Genomic DNA, 25729 nt, shown 5'->3' with positions numbered 1-25729 from the left:
GGAAGCTCTAAATCGGTTCAAAGCCACGCCAGCTATGGCGTTGAAAAAAATCCTGTGGGACTTTGGTGTCGTTTGTTTAAATGCACCCGTTACAGGCGCTTACTGAGCCCAGAAGTTTTCTGTAGCCGTCCTCCTGCTGGGTAACAACGTAGCGGCCCATCAGGTCGAAGCCAGCGTTAAGGAAGAACAGTCCATTTTCTTTAGCTACCCGGCGAGTTGTGCAATCAATGATGAGGGTCGGATGGTTTTGAACAGTGCGGGTGTTGATTGTATATTTGGCGCAAACCTTAAACGGGTACTCAGTTCCAAGAATCGGAATCAGTAGATTGTCTTCCGGTTTGGCGCTTACCAGCTCAATGGGATTGAAACCCGAGGGATTGCGACCTAGTCCGGCGAGATGTCGTGTCAGTCCGTCCTTGACCAACGAGCAGAAGATGCCAAGGTTATCCTTGAGCACGATTGTGTTTGGTGCGCCAGATGAAGGGAATGTGCTGTTCCCCGAGAAGATCAGGATCTTGTCGCCCTGACGGCGGAATGAATGCGTCGATCCGTGCTTCGCGCGAAGGACATCCAGCGTTTCCTTTTCATAGGGGACTTGGCGAGCTTCAAGCTCCACTTCGGGTATTTTTAGCGGGAATGCGTTTAGGAATACTGGCAAAACTCAATCCTTTGATTTTCTTTTCTGTAATTCATCGGCGATAGGCAGCTATGACTGGGAGCATTCAAATAGACATCATTGAATCAGATTGAACGATAGACAGCAACGGGTCGGGCACCAACCTTGGCTTTGCTGTGAGTCTTGGCCTTTCGCGACAACAAAATCATTAGCTGCTATCATAATCAGATTTTTGTGGGATTTGTTTTTTCACATGGCTAAGCTGATTAAATGCAAAACCTGTTCTAATCAAATTTCTTCCGCTGCCCCTGTATGTCCTCACTGCGGCGAGAAAAAAAATGCTGGAGGCTGTTTGGGTTTAGACGGCTGTGGCACTGTTTTTTTAATATTCTTGGTGATAATCGGTTTCTTTATTTACTCAAGTAGCAATAACCCATCAGATAACCAAAGTGGTTCGGCAACAAATGAGCCTGCCAAACAGGCAAAGAAGGAACGGAAAGATCTTGATTTAGCTAAACCATTATACACGACAGACAAAGCTATAGTTTGTCCGACTAAGGTTATTCTCGATCCAAAAACTGACCATGAAAGAATTAAAGGCCTATGGGGTAATATTATTAGCCGAAGTGAAAAAGTAAAGGAAGCTGGCTGTGAAGAATGGCGAGCCGGTACTAAAATCATTTCACCAGACCTGCAAGAAAAAATTGTCATATTCAAATCACCATATAATTATCAAGAATACATGACCCAAAGATTTGAGTTAACAAACTCAGAAAAAGGTGAAGTTGAATATAAAGAATAATCCGCCGACCATATGTTACAAAACCTAAGGAAATTTCTTATGGTCAGTTTGGTTTCTTCTGGTTGCGCTTTACAGAACGGAAACAACGCCTTTTTTCAACCTCAGCAATCCCCTTCGCAGAAAGACATTGTGTATGATGTTGGGTTTTCATCAATCCCCATGCCAGATACGCATGATGAATGCAGTAGCAAATATTGGAGTGAATCTAATAGGCTTCAAACAATGGTAAATCAAGGCACGGGTGACCGCTCTATAATACAACCTTTGCAACAAAAGGCCTTCGACTGGGAGTACGCTTGTCACCGAAAAATCGATGCCACTAAAGCGGAGGCAAAGGCAAAAATTGCCTTGGAAAAAAGTAAGAAACCAAAAGGTGCAAGAGTTCCTACTCTGAAAAATTATGATTTACCAAAGTCACTAGGATTACCAAATATTTTTCCTGCGAAATGGCAAGATTGCATGCTTTATTATCAAGATGCAGGGGAAATACTACACTATATGATTCATTTTGGAGAATCAGAAGTTAGCCGAAACATGTTTAGAAATGGCTATAATAATGAATCGCAAACTAATTCAGCAAAATTTTCAATTAATGCAGTACAAGCGCAAGCTGAGTTATTGCGTTGGCATACTGATTGCCGAAATCAATCTGATAATATAAATGAATAACTTGCGGCGTATGAAACTTTCCAGCAACTTGATAAGCGGAGTGATTAATGCAATCACATCTTGAAGACCAGTTCCATGCGGCTATGCTCCACATATACGAGTCCGCAGTCTGTCTTAGTCCACCGTATCGAGCCACTCGTTTTCTCAGGATGGTTCAGGGAAATGGTGGCAAAGCAGCTGCAGATCAGCTATTGGCAGCAACCAATCCTTCAGCTGGTTTCACAGAGTTATTCCTACGTGGGCGTGAGCAATTAAAGCTCAGTGTCGAGTACCTCGTGCTTCAGGAGCCTTGGTGTGTGTTATTTACCGAGGAGCAATTGGCTATAGCTACTAAGCGGTTGCTGGATGTTGGCGTTGAACCGCCACAATAAGCTCCGCTTAACAAATTTTAGAGTCAAACGCCCCTCTAAAAAGAGCGGATTAGCCCATTTCGATTAGCGAAAGCATAACTGTAGTGGCTTGCAATCAAAAACCCATAAACCAGCAATCAGCATAATTTTTGACCGGGATTAAATTAAATGCAACTGACGGGCATTCAAACCGAGATTATTTGCAACCGACACCAGTTCCAGAAACTCAGCGTAAGCAATTCAGAAGGCCATTAGACGTTTTCAGCAACGAAAGTCGGCTGTAGGTGATTAAGTCCTTTGGGGCGACTGTAACGCATGTAAATTTTTTCTTATGGTTTTAGTCATCGGATGATCTTTACCCAAGGCCTTTTCAAAGATCAACAAACTGCGCTGATACATTAATTCAGCTTGAGCGTACTTGCCTTGGTCCCTATAAAGCTCAGCTAAACCATTTAAGCCGATGGCGACATCTGGATGGTCTTTGCCCAGGGCTTTTTCCCAGATCGCCAAACTCCGTTGATATAGCGGCTCTGCTTGATCGTACTTGTCTTGTTTCCTATAAAGTTCAGCTAAAACATTTAAGTTGTTTGCGACATTCCGATGGTCTTTACCCAAGGCTTTTTCCCTGATCGCCAAACTGCGTTGGCACAGCAGTTCGGCTTGAGCGTACTTGCCTTGGTCGTAATATAGCAGGGCTAAATTGTATAAGCCGGTGGCGACATGTGGATGGTCTTTGCCCAGGGCTTTTTCCCAGATCGCCAAACTGCGTTGTAACAGCGGCTCTGCTTGATCGTACTTGCGTTGGTTGTAATATAGATTGCCTAAATTATTTAAGCCGATGGCGACATCTGGATGGTCTTTGCCCAAGGCTTTTTCAAAGATCGCCAAACTGCGTTGTAACAGCGGCTCTGCTTGATCGTACTTGCCTTGGTCATGATAAAGCTCAGCTAAACCAATTAGGCCTGGGGCAATATCCGGATGGTCTTTACCTAAGGCTTTTTCAAAGATCGCCAAACTCCGTTGATACAGCGGCTCTGCTTGATCGTATTTGCCTTGGTTTCTAAAAAGCTCAGCTAAATTGTATAAGGCATTGGCGACTACCCGATGGTCTTTACCTAAGGCTTTTTCGTTAATCGCCAAACTTCGTTGATACAGCGGCTCTGCTTTGGCATACAGGCCTTGAACAGAATAAAGCACCGCTAAATTATTTAATCCGGTGGCGATATCCGGATGGTCTTTGCCCGAGGATTTTTCCCAAATAGCCAAAGCGTGTTGGAATAGCGGTTCTGCTTGATCGTATTTGCCAGCATACTGGAGCATTTGACCGGTTCTATTTAATATTTCTGGGTCATCTGGTTTTAATGCATAGGCTTTTTTATACCATTCAGCCGCTTTAGTATATAAGCCTTGATAATATTTCGTATCACCCTTTGCAGTGTAAATATTGACTAATTCAGATTCTTTTTCGATCTCTGCTTTATCCAGTAATTGCATAGCTTCATCGAAGCGTTCTTGGGCGATTGCTTTAAGTGCTAGCGCATAGTTATCTGCAGTGTCGGGAATTTGTTTTGCTAACTCTTTGGCTTTGGTGGTAATTTCAGGCTTCTGTGTTTGTAGCTGTGTTTGCAAAAAGGCTATTTGATTGTTTTTTACCTGCAATTCATCTTGTAATAAGCTAACAATTGTTTGCGTATCATTTTTAATTGAGCCTGCAATGACTTCGGTATTTTGAACACTGGCATGAATCACAGCGAGGTGATCTTTGATTTGTACCGGGGCAAGCGCTGGATTGTTCCACCACCATAAGATCAAGACAAAAGCCGCTGCTCCTCCTCCACTTTGTATGCCTAACTTTGACCATTTGCTTTTAATTTCAAGGGTAAGTGTAAGCGTGCCGACAAAGAAGAAAGTGAACAAAGCGCATAACAAAGCCGAAAATATCGCCAATTGCTTGTGTTTATAGTCCGGCAGTTCAGAGGGGGAAAAGATAAACACCCCCATGTAGAACAACAAATCAAGCGAGCCAAACACCCATGCTGCAATCGCATTGTGTTTAGAAATAGATGGGCTGTCAGTCATAAAGTCGATTATGTAAAAATTACATATTTAGATTACTACGAGTTAAGTTTTGGGTTTTTCACATAGCATAACTATACGCCTGTTTTTCAGTGCAATTATTTCAAAGATGCAAGCCATTTTTTGTCAACCGTAAATAGGTTTGGTTTTGCGTTACTAAATTCACTCTATCGCTAAAAATCATGGTTTGCGTGATGCGGATCGCGATAACCCGGATAGGATTCTCGGCCGCAAATTCATCAATGGCCGCGTTCATGAATGTGAGCAATCCGGTTTGGGTATTCTCTGTCATTAATTGTAGCGGCTTATAACTCAATCCGGTGTACGGTTTGATGCTTGCTTGAAGGACGGGTGTTGAAACTGTGCTCATCCACGCTACAATCTCATCGATTGCAATAATCGCTTGTGGCTGATTTGATCTTAGACGCCGGCGTTTTCGCCGGCTAGTTTTTTTTACATCCCATCCTTTTGAGGAAACCATGCATAAATCCGAACTCATTGACGCTATTGCCAGCCATGCGAATCTCAGTAAAGCCGATGCCGGGCGGGGCTTGGATGGCATCCTCAGTGCTATTCAAAACGCCTTGAAAAACGGCGATTCGGTATCGTTAGTAGGTTTTGGCACTTTCGAAGTCAAGGAACGTGCCGAGCGTCAGGGCCGCAACCCGCAAACCGGCGCTGAACTGACCATTGCTGCGGCAAAACTACCAGGCTTTAAAGCCGGAAAGGCTTTAAAAGACGCCGTTAACGGTTAAATTCTCTTGAGAGATAGAGGGCATTGAGTGGCTCGAAGTCCTCGTGAAACTGCGCTATGATTCGCCGGTTAACACACTGTCGAACATTCGCATTTCAGATGACAAAATCGGAACTGATGGGGGCGCTGGCCGCCAAGCAATCGCACCTGCTGCAAGAAGACGTAGAGCTCGCTGTCAACGCTATCATTGAGGTTTTGATCACCGCCGTCGCCACTGGCGAACGAATTGAAATTCGCGGATTTGGTGGTTTTTCAACGATTCCCCGCCAAGCCCGTATCGGCAGGAATCCAAAGACCGGGGAATCTGTCAGTCTACCTAATCGACACGCTGTTCACTTTAAACCGGGCCTTGATTTGCGACACCGGGTAAACGCTTCGAAACAGGCGTTCCCCACCATTAAAGACCTGTAACCCCGTCCTGGGTACCTGATCAGCCCTCCATCGGTATAACGTTTGCCTGCGGCGGCGTCCTGTCTATTCCAGCTGCTCGAAGCCCGGTCTTGGGTCTCGCAGCGATGGAAAATTCACTACGGCGTTATCCCTATTGACTGCCAAAGAAATTCATAGGAAACCGGAGGGCGGTGTTGATCTCTGGCTTGCTGAGCTTCGCCATGTTCGTAGGTATGCAGCAAGAATTTAACGTGCTCCAGTCCTTCCGGCGTTCTGATGGCCTCGCGCGGCGTTTGATCGTTCAATATCGGTAATGGCTTGTCAGCCCAGTCAGCGTAAAGCTGCCTAATTCTCTTCTCTATGAGCTCGGTTATTATCTCGGGTGGCAGGGGTATCGGTTCCGATCTTTCCTGGGTGTCATTAGGCTGCATATTAGCCAGTATGCCTTTGGGGGCGGCTAGTTCCCGGCTGATAAAGGCCACAGCAGCGCCTGATACCGCTTCGAACCACGGTCTGCCTTCGTCCGCATACTGTTGAGTATGATAGGACACTTTGATCCGATCCGGGCGTTTGCCGGGATTAATACTGAGACTTCGCCGTGTCAGCCCATCTTCGCCTACAAAAAGGCGGCTCCAACCCGCATCACGATTACCTTCGATATCCGCTTCACCGGACAACGCCTGGCCCAGTGCGTCCCAGTGCAGAACCCGGTAATGATCGGTCACGAACAGGAGCGATTCACCCGTTACACGATCAACCACTGGCGGCATTTCAAAGGCCCTGACAAATAACTGGAGCCAGTGATATGGAATGATGGCACTGGTGATTTCTTTGGCGAGAGGAGAATCCGGCTCGACGCCCTCTAATTCGTCTGTGAGTTCTTCCAACAAATCCCAGCTTCGCTGGCGGGGGAAGCCATACACGGCGCCGGACAGTTCAAAATGAGCGTCAATCGGCACGATGCGTGCCGCGATCAGGTCGTAGCGGTTGGCTTGTTGTGAGCCCGATTTTTCCTGGACGAGGACGGGCGGACGTTCGGGCAGCATCACATCCCGTAAGGTCATGCATTTGGCGGGCACCACCTCCACAATTTCGTAAAGTCTGAGGGGTAGGGCCGTTAGAGTCTCAAGCCATTGCCGCTGTTCAGCAGACAATAGCGGACCACCCTTTCCGAGTAACAATGCCGCAACACGACAGTCCTGGTCTTTGATTGTCACTACACCATCGGCCAGCAGCCATTCCATGGCATTGATCATAATGCCGGCATACGAGTCCTCGGGCAGGTCCTGAATCCCGGCATATTCATCGTCGTCGAGCCCACCAAAAAAACCTTCATCGAGCGCGGCATGGGCCGGCTGCTCATACTTCGTGAAGAGCCACTGTATGGCTTTCGGGACGGCTTCAGAACGATCGTTCGCTATCTGGGCGTCTGCGGCCTGCAAGCAGCACTGCTTATATTTTTTACCGCTGCCACAGGGACAGGGATCGTTTCGGCCCAGTTTTTTCATATCAGGGTGACTTTAAACACACGCCAGAATTATTGCATAGAAATTTTTGCTGCATAACCCGACACTGATTACTTTCTTTCCAATCACTTTCTATCTTTCTTTCGTTGTTACTTAGTTTATTTATTACTTTCTTTATTACTTAGTTTCTTTGTTTGTTGTTTTGTGCTAGACTATCTACACAGTCAATTTTAGGGAGGCCGTCATGAAAGAAGAGTTTGATTCCGTTGTGGGTCGTCCCGTCGACATAACCGATGAACGCATTATTGAAGCCGGCGAGACTTTGGTGAGGGCCAATCGGAATGTAACGGGCTTTGCATTGCGCAAAATCACTGGCGGCGGTGACCCCAAAAGACTGAAAGAAGTTTGGGATAAGCACAATGTAAGTCAGTCTGTGACCAATGCAGAGCCGGTGTCAGAGTTGCCTGTAGAGGTGGCTGAAACTTTGGCGGCAATGACCAAGGCCTTGGTGGACAAAATCAATACGTTGACCGTGGAGTTAAACGACAAAGCCGTCAAGACCCAAGAGCGCCGCGTGGCGGATGTCTTGCGGGCTGCGGGCGAGCAGCAGGCCCAAGCGGAGCGCGAACTGGCCGATGCTTCGCAAGCCGTCGATGAGTTAGAGGCTATGCTGGCGGAAGAACGGTCCAGGGTAGGGGAGTTGGAAAAACGTCTGGCCGACGTGTTAGCGGCTGATCAAGCTAAAGCGGTTGAACTGGCTACCTTACGCGAACGGCTAGAGGCGGTCGAAAAAAACGCGAAGGTAGCGGGCGAGCAGCATGTTGCCGAACAAGCGCAATTCCGGCAAGCCTTGGCGGATCAAAAGCGGGCGGCGCAAGAATTGGCGGTAGAACGGGATAAAGTGAAAACGGAACTGACTAAAGTACAGACTAAGGCGGAAGCCGCTGAAGAGTCCCATAAGGAAGAGAGAAAAAGGGCAGCCACTGAGCTACAGCGAGCCGCCGATAAGCTTATAAAGCTTGAAGCGGAAAGAGATGGCGCCAAAGGGGAGGCGGGTAAAGCCCGAGAAGAGCTTGCCAAGCTAACAGGCCAATTGGAAGCCATGAAATCCCAGGCCGCTCAGTTGATGCAGGCCATTGGAAACCAACAACCGGAAAAAGCCGAAAAACCGAAAAAGGTATAAGGCATTTTGCGGCTAAAAAACGGAGAACTCAGTGATGATGAACGTGAATCAATTGCAACAGGCCAAAGTAGTTATGCATCGATGGATAAGCAGTTATCGTTGTCGGACTTTCATTGGTTTTAAAGGCTCGGTTGTTAAACCGTATGGCTTTCGCTCTTATTATTGGGCGCACACCTATACTGCCCGTGATTATTTGTTGGGCATAAAAGAGCCGCATGGTGCATGTCTGTCATGGTTGGACCTTAGAAGGTCAGGGCAATGAGTCTGGGATTGGCATGGTCGTGTCTGGGGGCTTGATGTGTGAAGCCGGACTCTGAAAATGACACCACCTATATTAATGGTATCTAAAGGCGTGCAGTCAACTTCTGATATTCGTGCAGTCGTCTTCTGACATTGATGCCCGAAATCGACCGGTTTCGGACAGTCTTTAAAAGCCATGTACTAAAGTAGGCTTATTTAATTACGGACATGTGTTATAATTCGTACATCCTTTTCGGACGGAATTAACGCATGTCACGCGTCTTTGCTTACTGTCGAGTGTCGACCACTGACCAGACTACCCAAAATCAAAGCCTGGAAATTCAATCCGCCGGTTTCGCCATTCAGTCGCATCGTTTGATTGAAGAAAGCATCAGTGGTTCAGTCGCGGCTAAAGAACGACCAGGCTTTAATAAGTTAATCGAACGGCTGGAATCGGGCGATGTGTTGGTGGTGACCAAACTGGATCGGCTCGGTCGCAACGCCATGGATGTCAGAGCCACGGTTGAGCATCTTTCTGATTCCGGAGTGCGGGTCCATTGTCTGGCATTAGGTGGCGTTGATCTGACCAGTTCTGCCGGCAAGATGACTATGCAGGTCATCGCAGCGGTCGCTGAATTTGAGCGTGACCTGTTAATTGAGCGAACCCAAGCAGGCCTTAGTCGAGCGAAGGCGGCGGGTAAACAGTTCGGTCGGCCGCCGGCACTCAACGCGGAAGATCGTGCTGACGTTGTTAAACGCTTGGCCGCGGGCAGCAACGTTTCGGAGTTGGCTCGGGAATTCAAAACCACCCGGCAAACCATTATGCGAATTCGGGAAGCGGCGATGAAATCACCGCAAAGTGAAAAGTCGGTCAACTATTCTGGAGAGTAAGCGATGAATCATTTATATATGGAACGGCACGATGACAAAGACAACATGCATCGTTTTTATCAGATGTTTGTGACGCCAGGCTTGTTTGACGATTGGTCACTGATTAAGGAGTGGGGCAGGGTAGGTTCTCCGGGCACGGTCAGGAAGGAGTGGTTCGATACCCTGGAAGAAGCCATCGTCGCCGCGAATAAGCTGTGCACGGCCAAATGTAAAAAGGGTTATCAAGCGATTCGCACCGAAAGATGATGCTGGAGATTCCATTTGCACTATGCGATCGTTAACATGAAATCGCTGTTAGCAAGTCACCACAAAGACATCAGGAGCTAAACCATGATAGATAACCGGTATTCCTACCGCGACCTATCACTCATTTCTATCAGATGGCAGCAATCTGATCATTAGCCGACCGCAGCAGATCTTTTCAGTGGATCTCCAATATAACAGGCCAAAGCAGTCACATGCTGTCGTTCACCACTGATACGATACATCGCTGGCCAATTTTATAGAGTCCCTTTCGGCTACCATTCAATGTGGCCGCTCTAACCGCATATCCTTTCTGTAACACGTATTTCTTCATCTCGTGTTCGCTCTCTATCTCTAGTCCCATTTCCTTTTTGTTACCACCGGTACCGCCGGGCGAAACGCGGAAACAAATTTTACCGGTCTCTCTGTTTTTCATCTTAACCGGATAGAGCTTGTCGCCATTCTTGTGAACTAAATAAAACAGATTGCTAAATAGTGTTTCAGTCATAAAATCGCCTGCAAATAAAAAATATGAAAAAAGGAGTCCTTGTGTCCTTGCATTATTTCCGGAAGATGGTATTCTATTTTCAACGGGAAAAAATGAGTCCCATAATCACCAAGGAGCCACCATGATAACACTATCAAAAATCACGAGAGATGACGCCAAAGAAGCCGCCATGATGTTTCTTGGCATTTTGGCCATGTGGACCGATTGTTTTTTCGATGAAAAAGCGGGGGCCAGGTTGTTGAACATTGATGAAGGCAGCTATGAGGGCGGAGATATTCATTACGACCATGCTCCACCACCAGTTTTAGAAAAATACATTCCGCAAAGCAATTTAGAGAACGCTGTCTTTGTAAGACGAATTGAAGAAATCTTCGATTTTGCACAAACAGGGACCTGGAGCGGCGTTGATACCATTAACGGAACTCAGTATTTCGGTGCATGGTTAGAAGAAGCAGTCATTGAACTCGGAGCTTTCAAGCAAATATTTAACAGAAGACCGATTTTGTCTTTTAAGGATAGTGGGGTTGCTATGCTGGGAGGCGGGGAAGATCAAATTCTGGATACGTTATTTGCTATTACAGATGCCGCCGAGGCTAGATGGAAGCTTTCAGAACGTCATGACCTGACATTGGATGAAATAGCTTTGCTAGCCGGTGTTGGGATAAAAACGGTGAGGAATGCCGTTAGTTTGAAAGGGCATGACCGCTTGATCTCCGCCGGTCGGACAGAAGACAAAACTGTGGTCGATGCCGAAGAAGCGTATCGGTGGCTGCTGACTAAAAAAGGCTTCACCGGTCCTTTTCTATATCACGAAGAACCACCCTTCGACAGTTACGAGACGTTAGGACAATTCCGGCATCACTGCTATGTCATGAGAACGTTGGCGAAATTGGAAATTGCCGAGTTGGCCAAAAACCTTGGCTGGAACGAATCGCTTATTCAGGCATATACCGACTTGGAAAAGCTGGATGTATCCGAGAAGTTAGAGCTGTTGACGCCTGAAACGCTGATGCAAATCGGCAAATTCTATCAATCGGAATATCTCAATACGTTTGTCGTGGATGGTAGCCGGATTCTAGCCGCAGTCGTCGCCGAGCACCGAGCAAAACAATTGTTCAACTAAAGATAAGGGTGATTGCCATGATTTTAACCAAACACGCAGAAACCAGAATTCAACAACGTTGTATCCCCAAGCTCGTATTGGATTTGTTGCTTGAGCATGGAGCCATCGAACATCAGCACGGCGGCACAGAGCTGGTTTACTTCAAAACTAAAAACTTCGAGAGAGCGAGAAAAAAGCTTGAACGGACATTAAAGGAGTTCGACAAATTGCGAGAGGCCTATCTGGTCAAAACCGACCAAGACGCGGAAAGCCTGATCATTACCGCAGGCTATTTGAAAGGTAGTCCTAGAACCAAAACGAATCTGTAAATCGTCTTTTAACATTTTCGACCAAGGTAAAAAATATGCGCGACAGATTGGAATCCAAATTAGAAGTAGCTGGTTTTTTAGAAAAGATCATCAATCGGAGTACGTATTCGCAGAAAGAAATTGCCGAGATGTGTGGTTTTAACACGCCTAATATCATCACTATGCTTAAACAAGGGGCCACGAAAGTCCCTGTCGAAAAAATTCCAGCATTGGCTAAGGCGCTGGATATTGATCGCGTCGAGTTTTTTGAATTGGTGATGAAAAACTACAGGCCGAAAGAATATGAGGTCATTGTCGAAATTTTCGGGGAGCCGATATCCGATGCTGAAAGAGCAATTATCAAGCTTTTGAGACAGATCATCCCGGCAGGACAGTTAGTCAATAACACCAATCATTATCGAAATAAAATTCGGGTCGCCCTGGAAAATTGATCAAATTCTAGACTAAGCCAACGCACCAATTTTTAATCAGGAATTGATATGCCAACCAATACATGTTTGTTTAATCAGTATCAGAATGCCATTTCTAGCCTTGACCCAAATAGCCTGGAAAATGGGTATTTTCCAGAAGACTTGTTAATCCAAAAACAAGGCTCATTTTCGGTCTGGTACTCACCATTCGATTACGTTAATCCGGCGGCCAAGATTGTACTGGTCGGCATCACACCAGGCTATCAACAAGCCTCTAATGCTTTAAGGAAAGCGCATCAAGTTTTAATGGCCGGCGGCTCTATTGAACATGCCAAATCTGAATCCAAAAAATTCGCCAGTTTCAGCGGCCCAATTCGTAATAATTTAACTGGCATGCTGGACTTTATCGGAATACCACAATTGCTGAATATTCCATCGACAAAGGCCTTTTTTGAAGATCAAACGCATTTAGTGCATTTTACTTCGGCACTTAGGTATCCAGTCATGATTAATGGAGAAAATTATGGCGGCACGCCAGCGATTACCAAAACGCCTTTTTTGAAGCATCAATTAGAATCTTGGTTTGCCAAGGAGTGTCAAATGTTGCCGGATGCGCTTTTTGTACCGCTTGGTCCGAAAGTAAGCGAGTCACTATGGGCGCTAAAAGAGAAAGGTATGCTTAGAGGCGACCAAATTTTGGATGGTTTGCCACATCCGTCAGGCGCTAACGCTGAACGTGTTAAATATTTTCTAATGAAAAAGAGTAGGGATGCCCTGTCATCGCGCACCAATGCATCGGTTATCGACCAAGCGCGTGAATCGCTTACTCGGAAAGTAAACAATGCAATTGCTCGAAAATAAGAAAAGGCGAAACAATGAAAGATAAATCACGAGGCAGAATACTACTCAAATCACCCCAACATGTGAAAATCGTGGAGCACCCAGAGCGTTCTTGGCGATCAGTTTTAGTGGGGTTCCAGTGCGGCGTTTTGTTTCTGCCATATGAAATCGTTCAGCTTGTTTTATGGCCGCTGATCCAAAATTCCGCGGCTACGAGCCAAGATAGTCCTATGGGACTTTTATTGTCGTTTATTTAACCACATCCTTTCCTACGACGCTTGAGTCGCGGCGGACGCAATAACTCCAAAAAACAACATGGTTTTTTACTGATGGGTGAACGATAGGAGCGGTATGAATACGTCCCGTTGCGAGAGAGCCTGAAGGTGCAAGTGACTTTCCACAGCGGACGAAATTTTTGCAATTGACTAGGGCCAATAACGGCGGCATTACACGGCATGAATAATATTAGTCACCACGCCCCAGACCACCAGCTCTAAATCGGATCTGAGCATGATGTCCGGATAATCCGGATTATCTGCTTTTAGCGTCCATTGTTTGTTTTCGCACGCCAGCCGCTTAACCGTCAGTTCGCCGTTGAGTGCGCAAATGACGATCTTACCCGGCACCGGCTCGATGGAGCGGTCGACGACCAGAATATCGTTGGGATGGACGCCGGCGCCTAGCATTGACACACCTGGGGCGCGAATAAAGCAGGTTGCTGCAGGCTTTTGTACCAGTAGCTCGTTGAGGTCTAGGGTTTTATCAACGTAATAGTCTGCCTGCAAAGGAAAACCGACCGCGACTTTGCCGACGCATAACGGCATGGCTAGTTTGCTTGGGTTTGCGGCCGGAACAAAAACGCTTGCCGAGGTTCGAGCCAATTGCTCGAACTGGCGTCTTTGCTCGTCGAGTAAAGTTTTGATTGCGGGAACTAGGCTTTCGGGTACTCGAATAGCCTTGGTAGTTTCACCGTATGTCCCGGTGCCGCTTTTTCGGCCGGCGCCTTGCCGTTTGCCACCGCGTTTAGTGGCGGAATAATTTTGCATGAATCTGAATTGCTTAGTATTTTGAATTATGTACAATAATCAAAAAAAAACTATCGGTCAATGCACCGTTTTAGCTAAAACACAATTGGAGGCTTTATGGAACTTGATACAGAATATGTGAAATCAGTGTCTTCGTGGGATTCTGGCGGCGGAATCTTGGTTGATATTGTGGAGCTGAAAAGTGGCCGTGTTCTCGGTATCACCGATGAGTCGGTGGTGTTGTATCCTAGCATGGCGGCTCTGGAAGAAGGTGAGGCAGATGAAGCTGCAGGTATGATTGTACTGGCCTAAGCAGTTTCATCTGCTTTACTGGTGTGACTGACAATACTGCAATAAAAAACAATTATGCAGGCTATTGACAGAATTTCATCGTCGCATTCGTGCAAGAAATACTCGTCATTTCCGTCCCATCATACTCAGTTATGTTGAATTGGTTTGATATTATAAACATTTTTGTTTATAATTTGACCATGTTAATCTGGTAAGGCTGCGGGATGAAGTCGAGTGAGTTTGCAAAATGGCTAAAGTCGAAAGGCGTAACCTTCAAAGAAGGTAAGAAACACACTAAATTGTATTTAGATGACAGGCAATCCACACTGCCACGACATGCGGCAGAAATAAGCGAGCCGCTTCGTAAAGCCATCATGAAACAACTTGGCCTGAGCGAATAGAGTAAGCGTAAAAAATTAATGTATAGATGATCTTAATGACGGCTATCACTAACCAGTGGTAGCCGTTTTGTTTGATCATAAAAACGAGTGAATCGTCGTTAAAATCGGAGTGTAAGAGTATGCGTTATCCCATTACAGTTGAGAAAACCGGTACCGGTTTTTTTGTCAGCTTTCAAGATATTCCAGAGGCGCTAACAGAAGGCCAAACCATGGATGAAGCTTTGGAAATGGCGAAGGACGCACTTGAAACCGCGCTCGAATTTTATTTCGAAGATGAGCGTTCGGTACCTATGCCATCGGTACCGGTAGAAGGGCAGAATGTTGTAGAACTGAACGCTTCGCTTTGGGCAAAAGTTCTGTTGTTGAATGCAATGGTGACTGAACACGTTCGCCCAATTGATTTAGCTAGAAAGCTTGAAGTAAAACCGCAGGATGTAACAAGGCTCTTAAGGCTTAGACATCCATCAAAAATCGATTCGATTGCCAATGCCTTGCATGCGATTGGCAAAACATTGGAATTAGTCGTGCATTAACCAATTAACCATCACGACCTTGATGGAAGTAAAACCCGCTAATGGCGGGGTTTTTAATGGCTATTTTTGCCCATCCCCTCGAAAAGGTAAAAAATAGCAATATCTAATATGTTGGCATGCACATAGCTGAAATCCACTCTATGTTATCTGCACGGGCGGTTCCATCTTTGTTAAGTGGAACAACTTTTGTAAGCGACTTCGTATCGCAGAGTTGTATTTAATTCCGGTCGAAAATTGCGCTGAGTGCAGGTTTGGGCGTTTTCGATTGCAAGCCGCTATAATTATCATGGTATCAAACCGCCGATAAATTTAACGCAGCCTCAGCGCGATCGTCCAGGCTCTGGCTTAAAGATCATTTGGCTCTCTAATCTGACTCCCAGGTACATTTGGACTACGTTTCTATGGATGGCATGACGTGACTAATGTATTTCTGAAACCAGAAAAACTCTTAAACCCACTTCTCAAAATGGCTGTGCTCTCCGGGGTTCAAGCTGCCGTTCGCCTGCATATTCGCCGCGGAATCGAAGTCAACGCCATTGACGAAAAGGGGCGATCCCCCCTTATTCTTGCTGCATCTAAAGGACATGCTGAAACCTGCAGGATTCTTCTTGAGGCCGGCGCCGACCCTCGAATGCGGGACAACGAGGGAAATGATGCGCTCACTATTGCATTGGGCAGGAAGATGGACAGTCTTGCCGAACTGTTAAAAAAATTTCTGTCCGAGCTTGAAAGCAATGTATATGCCGGGGCAACGCAATCGCATCATGAATCAAATGAAAGCGAAAAACCCAACCAGTTAAACTCTTCTGATGAAGCATTTGATCTTTCAGGCTGGAAGTCAGAAGAAGATTCACCTCCACCGCCTCAGGATGATGAATGCCTGGCAAGGGTTTCAGTAACTCATCAAGCTATTTCGGCACACATCCCAATCGACAATGACGAAGACTGGTCTGATGTCGATGTTGACCTGCCAGACAGCAGTCGAAATAACAGGCGAATATGGGATGATGAAATTCGTGGCGAAGTGCTTCGCCTGTTTGTCGTCGCCATACAAGAGCGTCATGCATCACATCGTTGGATCGAGGATATTGCTCTGGAATATGAAGAGGACTCTGATCGGGAACACTATACAGTGCAACAGGCCCTAGAAAAGATTGCTCTGGATCATAAAGGGGTCTCAGCTCGGGAACTGGAGAGCCGCCTTGCCTCTATCCTGGAAGAGCAGGGAGTGATTGTAGACGATGTCGAATGGTTGATGCCTGATATCCCTATTCCCATGGACGAGGGCGTCGAAGACATTGCCAACGAGGCTCTTTCCTTTCTGAGTGAACTGACTTCCCAAAATATCGCCCCCCAACGGCTCTACGAAAAAGATATGGCAAAGACAGTGAGCCTGCTTTCGAGAGAGGGTGAAGCTGAAATCGGTAACATTATTGAAAAGGGATTGGAGGAGGCTCTAATTGCAGTTTCGGGCTCTGTTCCTGCCATAACGGAAATTCTTTGTGTGGCTGACAGGATTCTGATGAATGAATTACCGTTGGGGACAATGGTTAACCGCCAGGCCATCATTCTGCCTGAAGATAATGGCTCAGCCGATGAAATCTACCCTTTCCAGGAAGATAACGAAGATATTGGTGAGAATCCCGCCTCTGACTTAACTGTTCAAATCGAAACTATTCGCGACTTACTTCCTAATTTATCAAAGGAAAACAATCACATCATGCTCGACTCCCTGCGGGAAGTCAGATTGTCAGGGGCATTTTTGGATGTTCTTTGTAACAGACTTGGCCAATCTAAAACGGATCCAGTTGCCCACTTTGCTCTTGAATTTGCACTTGATAAAGTGACAAGGGCTAAATCCCGCATGGTTGAGTCCAACCTCAGACTTGTTTACTCGATCGCCAGAAAATATGTACGTAGGGGATTGTCATTCCTGGATCTGATTCAGGAAGGCAATCTTGGCCTGATCAAGGCCGTCGAGAAATTCGATTATCGACGCGGCTTCAAGTTTTCAACCTATGCCACCTGGTGGATACGACAGTCAATTACTCGTGCGATTGCCGATCAGGCTCGCTTGATTCGAGTTCCCGTGCATATGATCGAATCAGTCAATCAAGTCGAATGGGCCAGAGACAGAATTGAGCAGACTACGGGGCAGACTGCTGATGCTGCCAACATAGCAAGACATTTGTCTATCCCGATAGAAAAGGTAACAAAAGCATTAAGAGCTTCTTCTGAAATTGTCCCCATTGATTCTCTGATTATTGAAGATGCCACGAACGCAGAATTCTTTTTTTCCGCAACGTCTGGCCCTGAAGAATCAGCAATGCAGATTGCACTCCATGACGAATTGGAACGCATGCTGGATACACTGAACTCCAAAGAATCCGAAGTACTTCGTTTACGATTCGGCCTGAACGAGAATGACGAACAAACTCTGGAGGAAATCGGACAGGTCTTTATGCTTACGCGCGAACGCATTCGCCAGATTGAGGCCAAGGCGCTGATTAAATTGAGATATCCCTCTCGCATTGAAGGTCTCAGAGACTTCATTGAAATACCCAAACAAAAGAAACAAGAAGAGCTAGAGGAAAATGAAGATTCCTAGCAAGTCTCGGAACGCTCCTCCAAAGGCAGGAGCCATGCTTGAGGCGCTACGGGGCCTGGGTTACTCTACGGCTACCGCTTTGGCTGATATAATTGATAACAGTATCGCTGCCAATGCAAGCAAAGTGGACATCCTGTTCAAGTGGAATGGCAAGCAGTCAGTTATTTCTGTTCTCGATAACGGAAGTGGTATGAATGACTGCGAGCTTGATCTTGCAATGCGCCTAGGCGAAAGAAACCCAGTCGTTGAGCGTCAATCGCATGATTTGGGGCGATTTGGCTTGGGACTCAAAACAGCCTCTTTTTCTCAATGTCGAAGGCTGACAGTCGCCAGTCGCAAGGCTGGAAATTTAAACTGCTTGAGGTGGGATCTTGATGTGCTTGCCGCATGTGAAGATGATGGCTGGCACCTGCTCGAAGGGCCGGACGAAAATTCGACTCAGTTTCTTGCACCACTATATGCCGCTCAGGAAGCCGGTACCATTGTTCTATGGGAAATGCCTGACAGAATTATTACTCCAGGTTTTTGTGAGCAAGATTTCCTTGATCTCATTGACCGAGTTGAGCGTCACCTCGCTATGGTTTTTCATCGATTCATATCTGGATCCCGGCTTCAAATATCAATCAATGGAAAACGTGTTGAACCTTGGGATCCTTTTCTCACGCGACACCCTGCCACATGGTCATCACCTACCGAGCGCATCCTCACCGAGTATGGATCTGTTGAAGTCAGTTGTCATGTACTCCCTCACAAAGATCGCATAGAAGCCCGTGATCACGACTCTGCTGCCGGACCAGATGGCTGGACGGCTCAGCAGGGATTCTATGTCTACAGGAACGAAAGACTGCTTGTCTCTGGTAGCTGGCTGGGTCTGGGACGTGGAAGGTCCTGGACAAAGGAAGAAGCCCACCGTCTGGCAAGGATCAGGCTGGATATTCCCAATACGGCTGATGCTGAATGGAAAATCGATGTGCGAAAGTCAAGTGCGCGTCCCCCCGTATCGATCCGGGAACGACTTACCAGACTGGCGGAAGATACTCGCGAGCGAGCGAGACGAGTATTCGCCCATCGAGGACAGACACTGCGAACAGGCAATAACGAACCGTTAGCTCAGGCATGGCGGACAGAACATTTCAAAGGTGGCATTCGCTATCGCATCGACCCAGAGCATCCAGTCATAAAATCGGTGCTGGAGGATGCCAGAGCCATCGAGCCACAAATTCGGGCAATGCTGAGCATCATCGAAGAAACAATCCCCGTACAACGAATCTGGCTGGATACCACCGAGGCTCGCGAGACTCCTCGAACAGGATTTGCAGGTGATCCTTCTGCAGTTGAGACTGTTCTGTCTGTCGTTTATGGGAGTATGGTTCTTCGCAAGGGAATTCTCCCGGCTCAAGCTAAGGCTCTGCTTCTTAATATGAATCCCTTTAATAATTACCCTGATTTAATTTCAAAACTTCCAGATAAACCAGACGCTCATGACAAGGAGTAATTGAAAGTGGCAGAACCAGATGAAAATTTTCAGAATGTTGTGAAAATCGTCCAGGTCTTACTTGTTGCCGACAAAGACAAATCGAACATAACCCCAGCCTCAATCTCGGAAAAGATTGATCTGGTTATCTTAATGAATCCACAGTGGGCGGAAAATCTTGATCGGGAGGGAGTAATCGACGAATTGATTCGTCGAAACAGTCAATGGATCGGCCAGGATACCAGCCTTGTCAGTGATGTTGGACATGAGGACTGGCTAAATTCTTCGAGAAAACAAAACTGGCGTTATTGGCAACGCTATCGGGAATGGCTTGAGAAAAAACTTTCCTGGAAGGCCATTGAGGCTCTGGATAAGTCCAGCGACTCCGTTCTGGCTTTGCTGGAAGACCCAACCCGTACCGGACGCTGGGACCGTCGCGGACTTGTGGTCGGCCATGTTCAGTCGGGTAAAACAGGGAACTACACCGGACTCATCTGCAAAGCAGCAGATGCTGGATACAAAATAATCATTGTACTCGCTGGCCTTCATAACAATCTGCGCTCTCAAACCCAAATAAGATTGGAAGAAGGCTTTTTAGGTTATGAAACATTGACTGATCGGGATATCAAAAGTCTGCTTGGCGTTGGCGAAATCGACAGTGACAAGGAAATCCACCCCAACTGTGCAACCAATCGTTCCAATAGCGGCGACTTTAGTAAAAGAGTTGCCAGAAATCTGGCCGTCTCACCAGAAGAACGTCCCTGGCTTTTTGTCGTAAAAAAGAACAAGACCGTTCTTCGTGAGCTCCTGAAATGGATTCAAAACCATGCCGCCGACACCAATCTTGCGGCCAGCCATGGGCTTGCAGAGTCCCACGATGACCTTCCAAAAGTAAAGAAAATCGTAACGAAACTACCTCTGTTGATAATAGATGACGAAGCCGACCACGCTTCTGTTGATACTCAGGAACAGGTATTCGACGCAGACGGAAACCCGGATGACGAGCATTTACCAACAACCATCAACAGACTGATTCGAAGAATCCTGCATTCTTTCTCCAGGTCGGCTTACGTTGGTTACACAGCCACCCCATTTGCCAATATTTTCATACACGAACGGGGAGTTACTCGTGATGAAGGTCCTGATCTTTTTCCATCTTCCTTCATTATCAACCTTGCGGCCCCTTCGAACTATATAGGGCCATCCAAAGTATTTGGACTAACGACTCAGGAAGGTTTCCGAAGTGGATTGCCTCTTGTCCGATTGGTGGATGACTACGCTACTGAAGACGGACGAAATGGCTGGATGCCGCAACAACATAAAAACGGCCATAGACCGCTCCACAACGGTACCGAGAATCTGCCTCCATCGATCACAAAAGCAATAGACTCCTTTGTTCTTGCCTGTGCAGTTCGCCGACTTGATGGTCAGGCGAATGAACATTGTTCAATGCTTGTGCACGTCACGCGTTTCAACTCTGTACAGAAAGAAGTTTGCAGACAGGTAGAAGAACATATTCGTCACATGCGCCAGAGGCTCCACCGGAACATCGAGCACGAGATGATTCTTCAACGCCTGAAGGCCTTATGGGAAGAAGACTTCAAGCCCACATCCCAGGCAATCCGTTCCATCCAGCCAGACCAAGCATCGAAAGGAGATGTGACATGGGATGACATTCAGGCCGCATTATTCGACACCATTTCCGATATCGAAATCAGGATGATTAATGGTACGGCGAAGGATGCACTTGACTATGACGAACACAAGGGTACAGGCCTCAAGGTGATTGCGATTGGCGGCGATAAACTTGCTCGAGGCCTTACGCTGGAAGGGCTTTGCGTCAGTTATTTTTTGCGTGCATCCAAGATGTACGACACGCTGATGCAGATGGGTCGCTGGTTTGGATATCGCCCCGGCTATCTGGATTTATGCCGTCTATACACGACTGCGGAACTTTCAGAATGGTTCGGACACATAGCCGACGCAGCAGAGGAGCTGAGGGAAGAGTTTGATCTTATGGTTGCCAGTGGAGCGACGCCAGAAGAATATGGTCTCAAAGTGCAATCCCACCCAGTGCTTATGGTTACGTCACGTCTAAAGATGAGAGCGGCAAAGGATTTATGGCTTTCATTCAGTGGAAAGCTGCTTGAAACAGTCGTTTTTCACAAGCGTTGCACTATTCTTGAGTCAAACATTGCGGCAACATTAGAGCTGATTAACTCGCTTGGGAAACCCACTGAAGTAAACCCTGAGAGGTCGACAGCAAAAGGGAAACAGCGGTGGAATGGATTCCTCTGGCGCGATGGAGTGGCAAGCCAGGTTATTGATTTTCTGGAGGCCTATTTAACCCACCCGGAATCCTACAAGGTAAAAAGCAATCTTATCGCCGAATTCATTCGGTCAATGAATGATGCCGGTGAACTGAGCAAATGGACTATTGCATTGATTGGGGGTGGTGATGGAGGTGACTTCAGTTTAACTAAGGACATTGCAGTCAATATGCTGATTCGAAAAAATAACGGCCGTTTTGATGACCGCTATTCTATTGGACGACTCCTGTCACCAAGAGACGAGTTTATCGACACCGATGCAAAAACCTGGGAAGCCGCACTCGAAAAAACTCAAAAAGCCTGGAAGCCTGATCCAGCCAGACTTCGAGATGGCAAATTGCAAGAGCCACCGGAAGTGCCAAATGGTCCCGCAATTCGAGAAATACGGGGATATGGTGCAAATGACATTGAGCCATCCCGAGATAGGGGGTTGTTGCTTTTATATGTACTCGAACCCGGTCGCGAGGGAGCCAATCTGCCAGAAGGTACACCTCCAGTAGTTGCCTTTGCTGTAAGTTTTCCAGGAAGTAATACTGCTAAACCGGTGCTTTATAAAGTCAATAGTGTTGAGTGGCATCAATGGGAGCGGGAATATGGCCCTGCAGAATAAAACCGAAGAGTTGCTCGCTGCCTGGCGGGCTCTTACCGGCAATCCGGACTCCGAAGGCTGGCTCACAATTCCTGTTACTCACGACGCCCCCTGCCAGCTGATTGCAGGCAGGCACTTTCCGGGAAACGAAGAAGCGTTGCTTGCTGGTTTTTCCACGATCAATGTTTCCCCAGCAGAAAAACTCCCACAAGGCCATGGATTCCTCGTTACGAAGACGACTTTGGGTGCTGAAGTAAGTGGTCTGATCTGGATCGCACTTTGCAGGCAAAGCACTGGCAGTCTGGATCTGTTCACCAGGATGACTAATGATGTGGTTATGACTTTGGAGGGAATCAGAGGGGCTAGCGATCAGAAAGCCTACCAAACATTCATAGGCAGAATCAGAGCCTGGCAAGATTTCATGTCTCGCAATGATAACGGTATTCTTTGCCGGGAAGCGGAGTTAGGACTTTTCGGCGAGCTTGAATTACTTAAATCGTTAATCGCGACAGGAATGCCGGCCCCATTGGCAGTCGATGCATGGTGTGGTCCCATGGGCGGAGTTCAGGATTTTGCAATCGGGACCGGAGCAATCGAGGTCAAGAGTACCGTTTCTTCAAACAGTTTTCCTGCAAATATCGGCTCCCTGGATCAACTGGATGATTCTTTGATACAGCCACTATTCCTTGCCGGCTTCAGATTTGTCTTGTCACAATCGGGTATTACCTTACCTGAGCAAATTGGAATTGTTCGCAACCAGTTGTCCGAATTTCCTTTTGCTAAAAACGACTTCGATAGTCGCCTCCTGCATGCCGGCTACATCGACGACCATGCTGATTACTATTCGCGCCGCTTTTTGCAGACAGAAAGAAAAATATTTCATATCTCGGAAATCTTCCCCCGTCTGACACGGGCCAACGTGGCCAATGAAATCAGAGGTGCGCGCTACGATCTTGATCTTGACATGATAACAACCACAAACTCCGGGCTTGAAAACGCCCTAACTTTACTTGGGGTCATTTTGTAATGGAATTAGAGGATTTTTTGCGTCAGACGCAAATAGAAGTGCAGACAGAGATCGGTGAGCGCCTTGGCGCATCGGGAGAGGCTTACCCATATCCAGAGTCTGTTTTTGCCGAGGTCGTAATGCAGCATATGTCAGAAATCGGCATGACTTTTGAGCCAGAAGTTTGCCACTATTCGGCCAAAATCGGTAATGCAAACTTACGTCTTAGTGGTTTTGCGGTTTCGGATGAAGCCGATCAGCTCGATCTTTTTGTAAGTATTTATGGTGGCGTAGACACGATTCAGTCAATTCCTGACTCAGACACTAAGACGGCCGCAGAGCAGTGTCTTCGATTTCTTGCAAAATGTGCCGAAGGTAAACTGGCAGCAACCATGGATGAATCGAACGACGCTTATGCGCTTGCCTTGACCATACAGGAGTGTTACGCCAATCTCGATCAGATTCGGGTTTATGTTCTTACAGACAGGCAGGCCAAGGCAAAGAACTTTAAGGCTCGTGAGATAAGCGGAAAAACAATAAAGCTTGAGGTCATGGACATCGAGCGTCTCCATCGTCATTGGTCAGAGGGGAAACCCAGAGACGAACTGGTTGTAAATTTCGAAGAGGTTTCTGGCAGCCCATTACCTTGCGTGTATGTTCCTGGTCAGATGACGGACTATGATTACGCCCTCACGGTTATTCCTGGGGAGGCTCTGCGCTTTGTTTACGAAAAATATGGTCCCCGGCTTCTGGAGGCAAATGTACGATCATTTCTTAGTGTAACGGGTAAGGTTAACAAAGGTATTAGAGACACTTTAAGGGATGATCCAGAGCGATTTATGGCTTATAACAACGGAATTGTAATTGTTGCTGACGATGCCCATATTGGAAGGGCAGCCGACGGAGGGCCAGGCATTCTGTGGCTAAAAGGAATGCAGATTGTCAACGGAGGACAGACCACGGCATCAATTTACTTTACCAAGAAAAAGTCACCCGATATCGATCTGCGGCAGGTACGGGTACCAGCCAAACTAATCATTCTTAAATCAAAAGATACCATCGCTGAAGAAGCTCTCATATCCGACATATCCAGATATGCCAATAGCCAGAATTCAGTCAAGCAATCCGATCTGTCAGCCAACAAGCCTTTCCATGTGGAGATGGAGAAGCTTGCAATGACAACTTATTGCCCGGATGGCGTCGGCAGGTGGTTTTATGAAAGGGCCGCAGGCAGTTACAATACCATGCTGACTCGAGAGGGGACCACGACTGCAAAGCTAAAAAAACTTAAAGAATCCATTCCACCATCTCGCAAGATTACAAAAACCGATCTGGCCAAGTTTCTTAACGCATGGAATAAAAGACCTGATCTGGTCAGCCTTGGCGCGCAGAAGAATTTCGAACGCTTTATGGATAGCCTTAGGGAAGATGATCAGTCTTCTTCTATCCCTTTACCTGATGTCATGGCATACAAGGCAATGGTTGCGAAAGCCATACTTTTCAAGAAAACTCAGAGCCTTGTCCGGCCTATGTTTCCAGCTTTTCAGGGCAATGTGGCTACTTATCTTGTTTCTTTGTTGGCCGACCGCCTTGGCGACAGGATTGATCTAGATAAAGTATGGTTAAAACAGGATATTTCGACAACTTTACGATTACAGTTGCAAACATGGGCTACCGAGGTCAACGAGACATTACATAGGACCTCCGGTGGCAAGATGATTTCCGAATGGGCCAAAAAGCCGGAATGCTGGGATGCCGTTCGTATGGGTTCTTATTCGCCAGTAATGGACGGTATTTTTGAATTACGATGATATTTAGATTGTGCCATGGATGTTGTTGATCCTGAGAAACGCAGCAGGATGATGGCAGGCATCAAAGGGAAAAATACAAAACCTGAAATGATGGTTCGGCGCGCCCTTTTTGCTGAAGGATTTCGCTATCGATTGCATCGTAAGGATTTGCCAGGATCTCCAGATATTGTTTTAAAAAGCAAGAGAGTGGTCATTTTCGTTCACGGCTGTTTCTGGCATCGACACTCTGAGTGTCGTTATGCCAGGCTGCCTGTATCCAATGCTGATTTTTGGAGCAAAAAGTTTGAATCGAATGTTGATCGTGACCAAAAGGCAATTCATTCCCTGATTGCCTTGGGATGGCGGGTTTTGATCGTTTGGGAATGTATTACGCGTGATCGATCCATGGCATTGGATATGGGTCGCATTATCAATAGCTGGATACGGGGTGATGATCAGACTGGAGAGTTGCCCGCATGTAGTTGTAACGGCTTGCAATTGAAATTGGTCGGGCTCGCAATCAGCGGTGTTTTGGGCTCAAATTAAGTGAAAATGAAAATGCAGCTCGGCTCAGATTATCTGCAAATGAGCTTGCATTTATCAGCACCGGCTCGCAATTCATCTTCGCGGGCTCACAATATTTGCAATTGTAGAATACCCCCCTGATTTCGTCTCATTTAGGTCTAGACTTTCATGCTGAAGTGTCTCAAAAACCAAAATAAACCCTATTGATACGCAAAAAGTTGTCTCAATGGCGGTGTGCCGTAAGGGTGTACCCATAAAATACATATCTTGCGGTCGATGATATGCCCG

At 46.7% G+C, this 25729-nt stretch carries 27 protein-coding genes; 21 read left to right on the top strand and 6 right to left on the bottom strand.

All coding sequences use genetic code 11. The features are described from left to right. Positions 1-76 precede the first annotated feature (76 nt). The gene (locus EBB_RS25510) at positions 77-658 is read right to left on the bottom strand and encodes a hypothetical protein (protein ID WP_192396502.1); all 582 of its coding nucleotides are present in this window, start codon (positions 656-658) and stop codon (positions 77-79) included. A gap of 211 nt (positions 659-869) precedes the next feature. Here EBB_RS25510 and EBB_RS25505 point away from each other — a divergent pair, with 211 nt between their 5' ends. Genes EBB_RS25505 through EBB_RS25495 form a run of 3 tightly spaced genes read left to right on the top strand, consistent with a single transcriptional unit; the run spans position 870 to position 2458 of the window. Further along, positions 870-1418, top strand: a complete 549-nt coding sequence (locus EBB_RS25505; RefSeq protein WP_192396501.1) for a hypothetical protein — start codon at positions 870-872, stop codon at positions 1416-1418. Positions 1419-1457: 39 nt separating this feature from the next. Further along, complete coding sequence (locus EBB_RS25500) at positions 1458-2087, top strand: hypothetical protein (protein WP_192396500.1); 630 nt, start codon at positions 1458-1460, stop codon at positions 2085-2087. 47 nt (positions 2088-2134) lie between these two features. After that, positions 2135-2458: a hypothetical protein gene (locus EBB_RS25495; protein ID WP_192396499.1), complete on the top strand. Its 324-nt coding sequence runs from the start codon at positions 2135-2137 to the stop codon at positions 2456-2458. 267 nt (positions 2459-2725) lie between these two features. Here EBB_RS25495 and EBB_RS25490 read toward each other — a convergent pair whose 3' ends face one another. Together EBB_RS25490 and EBB_RS25485 are read right to left on the bottom strand one after the other, a co-directional pair. Next, positions 2726-4516, bottom strand: coding sequence for a tetratricopeptide repeat protein (locus EBB_RS25490; protein WP_223146927.1), 1791 nt, complete (start codon positions 4514-4516; stop codon positions 2726-2728). 100 nt (positions 4517-4616) lie between these two features. Continuing rightward, positions 4617-4994: a hypothetical protein gene (locus EBB_RS25485; RefSeq protein WP_192396498.1), complete on the bottom strand. Its 378-nt coding sequence runs from the start codon at positions 4992-4994 to the stop codon at positions 4617-4619. Between EBB_RS25485 and hbs the strand changes: the two genes are divergently transcribed. Together hbs and EBB_RS25475 are read left to right on the top strand one after the other, a co-directional pair. After that, entirely contained in the window at positions 4993-5268 is a 276-nt protein-coding gene (hbs, locus tag EBB_RS25480; RefSeq protein ID WP_192396497.1) for a non-specific DNA-binding protein Hbs, read from the top strand. The two genes, EBB_RS25485 and hbs, sit on opposite strands and share 2 nt — an antisense overlap. 98 nt (positions 5269-5366) lie before the next feature. Continuing rightward, on the top strand, positions 5367-5678 hold the full coding sequence (locus EBB_RS25475) for an integration host factor subunit beta (protein ID WP_229427650.1): 312 nt from the start codon (positions 5367-5369) through the stop codon (positions 5676-5678). Between the two features lie 116 nt (positions 5679-5794). Here the strand turns inward: EBB_RS25475 and EBB_RS25470 are convergent, their stop codons facing one another. After that, positions 5795-7165, bottom strand: coding sequence for an SEC-C metal-binding domain-containing protein (locus EBB_RS25470; RefSeq protein ID WP_192396495.1), 1371 nt, complete (start codon positions 7163-7165; stop codon positions 5795-5797). Between the two features lie 202 nt (positions 7166-7367). On the opposite strand from EBB_RS25470, the gene EBB_RS25465 reads away from it, so the two are divergent. From EBB_RS25465 to EBB_RS25455, 3 genes are all read left to right on the top strand, one after another. Next, positions 7368-8306, top strand: a complete 939-nt coding sequence (locus EBB_RS25465; RefSeq protein WP_064006705.1) for a DNA-binding protein — start codon at positions 7368-7370, stop codon at positions 8304-8306. A 510-nt stretch (positions 8307-8816) separates the two neighbouring features. Further along, on the top strand, positions 8817-9437 hold the full coding sequence (locus tag EBB_RS25460; RefSeq protein WP_192396494.1) for a recombinase family protein: 621 nt from the start codon (positions 8817-8819) through the stop codon (positions 9435-9437). A gap of 3 nt (positions 9438-9440) precedes the next feature. Beyond that, positions 9441-9683 (top strand): WGR domain-containing protein, encoded by a 243-nt coding sequence (locus EBB_RS25455; RefSeq protein WP_192396493.1) that lies wholly within the window; start codon positions 9441-9443, stop codon positions 9681-9683. 208 nt (positions 9684-9891) lie between these two features. On the opposite strand, the gene EBB_RS25450 is transcribed toward EBB_RS25455, so the two are convergent. After that, entirely contained in the window at positions 9892-10188 is a 297-nt protein-coding gene (locus EBB_RS25450; protein WP_192396492.1) for a transposase, read from the bottom strand. 121 nt (positions 10189-10309) lie between these two features. Here EBB_RS25450 and EBB_RS25445 point away from each other — a divergent pair, with 121 nt between their 5' ends. From EBB_RS25445 to EBB_RS25430, 4 genes are read left to right on the top strand one after another with little or no spacing between them, the layout of a single operon-like run. Beyond that, complete coding sequence (locus EBB_RS25445) at positions 10310-11311, top strand: hypothetical protein (RefSeq protein ID WP_192396491.1); 1002 nt, start codon at positions 10310-10312, stop codon at positions 11309-11311. A gap of 17 nt (positions 11312-11328) precedes the next feature. Continuing rightward, positions 11329-11619: a hypothetical protein gene (locus tag EBB_RS25440; protein WP_192396490.1), complete on the top strand. Its 291-nt coding sequence runs from the start codon at positions 11329-11331 to the stop codon at positions 11617-11619. Positions 11620-11654: 35 nt separating this feature from the next. After that, positions 11655-12050, top strand: a complete 396-nt coding sequence (locus EBB_RS25435; protein ID WP_192396489.1) for an XRE family transcriptional regulator — start codon at positions 11655-11657, stop codon at positions 12048-12050. 48 nt (positions 12051-12098) lie between these two features. After that, positions 12099-12890 carry a uracil-DNA glycosylase family protein gene (locus tag EBB_RS25430; protein WP_223146926.1) on the top strand — a complete coding sequence of 264 codons (792 nt, stop codon included), beginning with the start codon at positions 12099-12101 and terminating at the stop codon, positions 12888-12890. A 425-nt stretch (positions 12891-13315) separates the two neighbouring features. On the opposite strand, the gene EBB_RS26590 is transcribed toward EBB_RS25430, so the two are convergent. After that, positions 13316-13915 (bottom strand): LexA family protein, encoded by a 600-nt coding sequence (locus EBB_RS26590; protein ID WP_192396488.1) that lies wholly within the window; start codon positions 13913-13915, stop codon positions 13316-13318. A gap of 96 nt (positions 13916-14011) precedes the next feature. Between EBB_RS26590 and EBB_RS25420 the strand changes: the two genes are divergently transcribed. The 9 genes from EBB_RS25420 (at position 14012) to EBB_RS25380 (ending at position 25462) form a co-directional block, all read left to right on the top strand. Further along, positions 14012-14206, top strand: a complete 195-nt coding sequence (locus tag EBB_RS25420; RefSeq protein ID WP_192396487.1) for a hypothetical protein — start codon at positions 14012-14014, stop codon at positions 14204-14206. Between the two features lie 203 nt (positions 14207-14409). Beyond that, positions 14410-14586: a type II toxin-antitoxin system HicA family toxin gene (locus EBB_RS26825; RefSeq protein ID WP_192396486.1), complete on the top strand. Its 177-nt coding sequence runs from the start codon at positions 14410-14412 to the stop codon at positions 14584-14586. 119 nt (positions 14587-14705) lie between these two features. Further along, on the top strand, positions 14706-15119 hold the full coding sequence (locus tag EBB_RS25410; protein ID WP_192396485.1) for a type II toxin-antitoxin system HicB family antitoxin: 414 nt from the start codon (positions 14706-14708) through the stop codon (positions 15117-15119). Positions 15120-15534: 415 nt separating this feature from the next. After that, positions 15535-17727 (top strand): sigma-70 family RNA polymerase sigma factor, encoded by a 2193-nt coding sequence (locus tag EBB_RS25405; RefSeq protein WP_192396484.1) that lies wholly within the window; start codon positions 15535-15537, stop codon positions 17725-17727. Continuing rightward, entirely contained in the window at positions 17714-19222 is a 1509-nt protein-coding gene (locus EBB_RS25400; RefSeq protein ID WP_223146925.1) for an ATP-binding protein, read from the top strand. The genes EBB_RS25405 and EBB_RS25400 overlap by 14 nt, the downstream gene beginning before the upstream one ends. Before the next feature lie 6 nt (positions 19223-19228). Then, entirely contained in the window at positions 19229-22141 is a 2913-nt protein-coding gene (locus EBB_RS26585) for a Z1 domain-containing protein (protein ID WP_192396482.1), read from the top strand. Next, positions 22125-23147, top strand: a complete 1023-nt coding sequence (locus EBB_RS25390) for a PD-(D/E)XK motif protein (RefSeq protein ID WP_192396481.1) — start codon at positions 22125-22127, stop codon at positions 23145-23147. The genes EBB_RS26585 and EBB_RS25390 overlap by 17 nt, the downstream gene beginning before the upstream one ends. Beyond that, positions 23147-24937 (top strand): MZA anti-phage system associated AIPR family protein MzaE, encoded by a 1791-nt coding sequence (gene mzaE / locus EBB_RS25385; protein ID WP_192396480.1) that lies wholly within the window; start codon positions 23147-23149, stop codon positions 24935-24937. Before EBB_RS25390 ends, mzaE begins: the two co-directional genes overlap by 1 nt. 15 nt (positions 24938-24952) lie before the next feature. Next, positions 24953-25462 (top strand): very short patch repair endonuclease, encoded by a 510-nt coding sequence (locus EBB_RS25380; protein ID WP_192396479.1) that lies wholly within the window; start codon positions 24953-24955, stop codon positions 25460-25462. Positions 25463-25729 lie beyond the last annotated feature (267 nt).

The sequence above is a fragment of the Methylomonas fluvii genome, from assembly GCF_014850975.1.
Taxonomy (GTDB): Bacteria; Pseudomonadota; Gammaproteobacteria; order Methylococcales; family Methylomonadaceae; genus Methylomonas; species Methylomonas fluvii.
Note: the sequence above shows the minus strand (reverse complement) of the source record. Positions and strands in the feature narration are given on the sequence as shown.